Origin of the sequence: Bacillus sp. JJ1764 (assembly GCF_036962145.1) — a bacterium.
Lineage (GTDB): Bacteria > Bacillota > Bacilli > Bacillales > Cytobacillaceae > Neobacillus.
Genome location: NZ_JBALNY010000033.1, coordinates 44,593 through 50,878 on the forward strand (window position 1 = coordinate 44,593; position 6,286 = coordinate 50,878).

The window sequence follows — 6,286 nt, forward strand, 5'->3', positions numbered from 1 at the left end:
GATTGACGTCAAGATAGATGAAAATGTTCCTCCCCAGCAATAGCCAAGTATAGAAATTTCTTTAGCTCCTGAATATCGGATTGCCCGTTTTACAGCGGGCTCTAAATAATCAAGGATATAATGATCGAGAGTCAAATCCTGATCTTCTAACCCCGGCGATCCCCAGTCGAACAGGTAAACATCATACCCCCGTTCCGTTAACCCCCCTATTACACTGTTACCTGGTCCAATGTCTAAAAGATATGCCTTATTTAGTAAAGAATAGATAACAAATACCGGGATTTGATATTTCTTTTCCTTGGCCGGATGATACCAAAGTGTGGATTTATTTTTTTTCCAAACAGCCTTTCTTGGTGTCGAAATAATATCTGGCTTAGGTTCGGAAAACACTTTATAAAGCTGTTCCCATCTGGTTTTTTCTTTTTCCAGATCTAATGATGGGATAATATATTTCAGAGCAGCTTTAGAATCCATTGTCTAACCTCCTTTCTCTAGTTTAATTTGAAGGACCCGTTGTGGATAACTCTAGTTCTTTTTTCTTTTCTTTTTCAATCAGGGTTTTCAGTTCCGAGAGCTCCTGCAATATGTCCGGGAGCTGCATCACCCCAAGCTTTAGATCCTGGATCTCTGATTGGAGATTATTGGTTTTTTGGGCTTCCTTCAACTGCTTGAGCTCGGTTTTAATTCCCTTAATGGTGTCAATTTCCTTACGTAATTCCTGAAGATTTACTTGTATAATTTTTATATCGACAAGTCCTTGGCGTAATTCATGAATGTCTGAGGATATTTTTTGAGATTCGGCAATTTCTTCTCCAAGTTTTTGAAACTCATTTTTCATTTGGGTAATGATGTTTACTAGTTCTTGGAACATTTCAAGATGATCTTTATTTAATTGAGCGATTCCATCCTGCATATTCCAAATTTGTTCTTCCAAAATATCAATCTTTTCTTCTGCCTGAATGGAAATTTTAGCTACCTTGGCGACATCTTTTTTCGATGGGATATTAAGAAAGCTGGCCATCAAATCCTGGTTTCTTCTTAAAAGCTGCAAGTAACGAGAATAACCATCAACTCCAAGCTTCATCAAACTTACCGTCTCTTTATTATCAGTCATCATGTACAAAAGGCCATTCATTTGTTTTTCCCACAATTCACTCATTCTCTTATAGCTCTCAAGTGGATTATATGTTTTTTCGTTAGCCATCCTTCTTCTCCCCTTAACATTATGATTTTGTAAGTTCTTCGGCCTTTTCCAAATATTTATTTAGCGGAAACATAAACGTTTTCACCTGTTTGGCAAACAGGTCCACAAATCCCTTTTGATTCTCATAGACTAAGTTCCCAGCCTGTTTAATTGTGTTTAGATACTGTTTTCGATACTTTTTCCTAAGTGCGATGTACTGTTCAATCATGTCAAAATATTTTTCTAATGCCTGGTTGTTAGTCATGGTTTGACATGGTTTTTGAAGCATTGACAGTGCAGTTTTCTGGATTTTTTCAATTTGCTGATTGATTTCTTCATATGATTTGAGAGGAAAGAAATGAGAAAGACTGGTTGTCGACATTAAAAATTCATCCCTTGCAGTTTTTTCCCATTCAGAAAATTCCTGACTAAATTTTTCAGTAACATTTTTGATATTCTCTTGATTTCTTTGAATGCTTTCGACAAAAAGCTGCGCTTGTTTTAATAACACTTCATCACGGAAATCTGCACGTTTTGCCCATTCGTCCAATTCTTTGAAGGCCAGCTTCCAAAGCATATCCAAGCTCGAAAGTTGTTCTTCTCTTTCGCGTTCCACTTCGGCATGCAGACTAGGCTCTTCTGAATTTACTTCTTCTCTTTCTACAGGTTTTTCTGTCTGTTCTGGGACCTCTGGTGTTTTATCCATTTCAGTAGCTTTCTTGTCTGTTGGTTGCTTTCTTTTTTTCGAATTTGTCTCATTTAAGTCTTCATTTTGATGATTCATGTGATTCACTCCGTTTCCTTCAGATTATTAAAAATATCATGTTTATCGAATATATATGGAACTTGCATTAAAATTGAAGTTGTTACTAGGAGGAATAATCTCGAGTAGTTCATGAGGTTTATTTTTTATACTTCTTGTTTCTCTGCTTCTTTTCTAAGCATTCTTCTTAACAGCTTCCCAACAGATGATTTTGGAAGATCATCAAGAATTTCAATTTCTTTTGGTACCTTGTATGGAGCTAGATTCATTTTGGAAAATTCAATTAATTCTTCGGGTCTCGCTTTTGCGCCTGATTTTAATTTTACAAAAGCTTTTACTGTTTCCCCACGGTAGTCATCAGTCATACCCACAACAATTGCTTCTTCAACCGCCTCATGCCTGTATAATACTTCTTCAATTTCACGTGGATAAACATTATAGCCACTAGCAATAATCATGTCTTTTTTTCGATCTAAAATATAAAAATAGCCGTCATGATCCATTTTGGCTATATCCCCTGTAAAGAGCCAGCCTTCCCTTAATACCATCTCCGTATCCCCCGGACGTTTCCAATACCCTTTCATTACCTGTGGTCCACGCAGTATTAGTTCCCCCGCTTCACCAACCGGTACATCAGCAAATCCATCTGGTGTCTCCCTGACAATCCTTGCCTCCGTCCCTGGTAATGGGATTCCAACACTTCCTAATTTTCTTGGTAGAAATGGAGGAGTTGAAATAGCTGACGGAGCAGTCTCTGATAATCCGTACCCATCTGCCAGTCTGACTCCCACTCTTTTCTCAAAGGTTTTAACTTGTTCAACTGGTAGTGGTGCCCCACCGCTACTTAAATAATAGATCTCTTTAATCTTGCTTTCTTCCAAAAGTGGATGACTATTCAAAGCAAAAATCATCGTTGGTACTGCTGTCAATTGGAACGGTTTCTCCTGATTAATTAACTCCAATACTTCATTTACATCAAATCGTGGCAAGATTAGTTGATTACAGCCAATTCTTATGGCTGACAATGCATTGCATGACAAACCATATACATGAAACATCGGCAAGACACTGATGATCTTGAAATTTTCCGGCTTCTCATCAACAGCATTATAGGTGAAATCACAAACTTGGATAATATTAGCAAGCAAGTTATGATGGGTTAGCATGACTCCCTTTGATACTCCTGTTGTACCCCCGGTATATTGTAAAAGAGCCACATCTTCTTTTATATCTATTGGAATTTCTGGAATGATATTATCATGGGTTAAAAAGTCATTAAAATAAAGATCCCCTTCAGCTAATTGGATTTTGTTAGCACCAAAACCTACAACTATGATTCTCTTTAAGTTAGTCTTTTGCTGGACTTGCTTGACCCTATGATAAAGATCCTCAAAAACAATCATATATTCTGATTCAGAATCGTTAAGTATGTATTCGATCTCCCGTTCAACATACATAGGATTTACCTGAACAGCAATTCCACCTAATCGAAAGACAGCAAATAGACTGAAAATATAATGTGGGCAGTTGGGTAGCATAATGGCCAACCGTTCGCCCTTTTGAAATCCCACCCGATATAAGGAAGCTGAAAGCCATTCAGAAATCACTCTAGTTTCCTTATAACTCCATGACTTTCCATAAAACGTTAATGCAGGCTTATCGTGGTGGATATTCGCCGCTTGCTTTAACATATCAAACAGTGAATCGTACTTAATTAATACATCTCTACTTATTCTTGGATCATAAAACTTTAACCATGGTTTTTTTTGATATTCCACCCTATTACCCTCCTTGAAATAATTCCAAGACTCAAGATAAAAATTCACATCATCATCTTGGAAGAACTTGTAATCACTTAAATTATTGTTATAAAAAGGAGTTTTGTAAACGTTCTCATTACGACGTTTTTCATCAATCTTCTGCAAGTTCAAGTGGGTGAATTGGGTAAATATGGCGAATTTTAACTACTAACCGTTTTAATAGCTTAATAACACTCTTTTTTCCGACAAAATGTATATTTTGTTCACAAAAGTTTCGATAATTCAAGAGAACATATGGTTCAAGTCAGCCCCAATCATGGGACAGACTTGAGACCAAAGTTTCTTATTATACCCCTTTATAGGCAGAATGATAGATTTCAGCTAATTCACTTACAAGTGGCATTTTTGGGTTAGCAATAGTATCTTGATCATCGAAGGCGCGTTCTGCTAATGTGGGTACCTTACTTTCAAATTCTTCCTCAGAAATTCCGAATTCTTTAATACTCATTGGAATCTCCAGTTCCTTTGCCAATTTTATTACTGCCCCGATTAAACTTTCGACCGCTTCCTCTGTAGTCCCGCCGGGCAAGCCAAGCATTTTAGATATTTCGGCATAGCGCTTATCCGCAACAAAATGTTCGTATTTAGGGAAAGTCATACATTTATTTGGCTTCATGGCGTTATATCTTAGAACATGTGGAAGCATGACTGCATTTGCACGTCCATGCGGGATATTAAATTCAGCACCAAGAACATGGGCAAGACTATGATTAATTCCTAAAAAGGAGTTTCCAAATGCCATTCCGGCAATGGTTGAAGCATTGTGCATTTTTTCGCGGGCGAGCTCATTGCTACCGTCACGATAGGCAATTGGTAAATATTTAAAAACTAATTGAATGGCTTTAAGAGCAAGTCCATCTGTATAATCGTTAGCTAAAACAGAGACATAAGACTCTATTGCATGTGTTAAAACATCCATCCCGGTATCTGCAGTCACAGATTTAGGAACAGTCATCACAAATTGCGGATCAATGATCGCTATATCTGGAGTCAACTGCAAATCAGCCAATGGATATTTTATATTTGTTCTCTTATCGGAAATTACAGAGAAGGAAGTCACTTCAGAACCTGTACCAGATGTAGTTGGAATCGCAATAAAGTGTGCTTTATTCCGTAGATGAGGAAATTTGACCACCCGTTTACTTGGATCAAAGAACTTATGTGTCAGACTTTGGAAATCTGTTTCCGGATGTTCATAATACAGCCACATCGCTTTTGCAGCATCCATTACCGAGCCTCCGCCAAGTGCAATGATCCAGTCCGGCTGAAATTTCCTCATCTGCTCAGCGCCTTTAATAACCGTTTCAATACTTGGCTCCTGCTCTATATCATAAAAAGTATCGCATAGAACTTTGTTAGGATTTTTTTTCAAATAATAATTTACTTTTTCGACATAACCGTTTTTCAAGGAACTTCCGCTTGTAACTATAAAAGCCCGAGAAATGTCAGGAATGGTAGCCAATGTCTGGATAGAGTTTTTCTCAAACAGCACCTGAGAAGGAACTTTAAACCATTGTGTCATCGTTCTTCTTTTAGCTACTTTTTTAATATTGATTAAATTGGCTGCACCAACATTCTGTGACACTGAGTTCCCTCCATAAGTACCACATCCAATTGTTAAGGACGGTAATGATGTATTATAAATATCACCAATTGCCCCGTGGGTTGATGGCGTGTTAACGATTATTCTTCCAGCTTTCATTCTTAAAGCAAAAGTGTCAATAACATCCTGATTTGTGGTATGAATCGCTGCCGAGTGTCCAAGACCACCATATTCAAGTGTTTGTTCAGCAATCATCAGCCCTTCAGCAAGATTATTAACTTTATAGCATGCCAGAATAGGGCTTAATTTTTCACAAGAAAGTGGATAGTTTGGACCTACTCCATCCAACTCTGCCAGTAAGATTTTCGTATTTTTTGGCACATTCACACCTGCCATTTTGGCAATCATATAAGCAGGCAACCCAACAATCAGTGGATTAAGCATTGCACTTTTTTGATCTATTGCGACCTGCTCGACCATTTGCCGTTCTTCTTTATTGAGGAAATAACAGTTATGATCAATTAATTCCTGTCTTACCTGATGATAAATTTCTTGATCGATAATCACTGCCTGTTCGGAGGCACAAATCATTCCGTTATCAAACGTTTTGGACAAGATTAAATCGTTAACTGCGCGTTTTATATTTGCAGATTTTTCAATATAACATGGAACGTTCCCAGCCCCAACCCCTAGTGCAGGCTTCCCCGAACTGTAAGCAGCCTTTACTAAATTAGGTCCTCCTGTTGCTAGAATTAGTGAAATTTTATTGTGCATCATTAAAACTTGAAAGGCCTCATGAGAAGGGGTTTCAATCCACTGGATGCAATTCTCCGGAGCCCCCGCCTTAACCGCAGCTTCCCGAAGCAGTTCGGCTGTAATCGAGCAGCATTTTTGCGCATAACGAGGAAACGCAAAGATGATAGGGTTTCTTGTTTTAAGTGAAATTAATGATTTAAAAATAACAGTGGAGGTTGGAT

The 6,286-nt window shown here is 37.9% G+C and carries 5 protein-coding genes (1 of these 5 cut by a window edge); all 5 read right to left on the reverse strand.

Going from position 1 to position 6,286, the window contains the following annotated elements:
* On the reverse strand, positions 1-474 hold the 5' portion of the coding sequence (locus tag V7083_RS05030) for an alpha/beta fold hydrolase (RefSeq protein ID WP_335476024.1). The gene continues 15 nt to the left of window position 1, outside the view; 474 of the gene's 489 nt are visible here — the first part of the coding sequence; it begins with the start codon at positions 472-474; its stop codon lies beyond the left edge, outside the window.
* A 22-nt stretch (positions 475-496) separates the two neighbouring features.
* Positions 497-1,204 (reverse strand): hypothetical protein, encoded by a 708-nt coding sequence (locus V7083_RS05035; RefSeq protein ID WP_335476026.1) that lies wholly within the window; start codon positions 1,202-1,204, stop codon positions 497-499.
* 19 nt (positions 1,205-1,223) lie between these two features.
* Positions 1,224-1,967 (reverse strand): hypothetical protein, encoded by a 744-nt coding sequence (locus V7083_RS05040; RefSeq protein ID WP_335476028.1) that lies wholly within the window; start codon positions 1,965-1,967, stop codon positions 1,224-1,226.
* A 125-nt stretch (positions 1,968-2,092) separates the two neighbouring features.
* Positions 2,093-3,724 carry a long-chain-fatty-acid--CoA ligase gene (locus V7083_RS05045; protein WP_335476030.1) on the reverse strand — a complete coding sequence of 544 codons (1,632 nt, stop codon included), beginning with the start codon at positions 3,722-3,724 and terminating at the stop codon, positions 2,093-2,095.
* Between the two features lie 328 nt (positions 3,725-4,052).
* Positions 4,053-6,286, reverse strand: a 2,234-nt coding sequence (gene adhE, locus V7083_RS05050; RefSeq protein WP_335476032.1) for a bifunctional acetaldehyde-CoA/alcohol dehydrogenase, incomplete at its 5' end; no start/stop codon positions are given.

What these genes read in the sequence shown, in the direction of transcription:
- V7083_RS05035 (WP_335476026.1), bottom strand. Translation starts at nt 1,204, where the DNA reads ATGGCTAACGAAAAAACATATAATCCACTTGAGAGCTATAAGAGAATG.
- V7083_RS05040 (WP_335476028.1), bottom strand. Translation starts at nt 1,967, where the DNA reads ATGAATCATCAAAATGAAGACTTAAATGAGACAAATTCGAAAAAAAGA.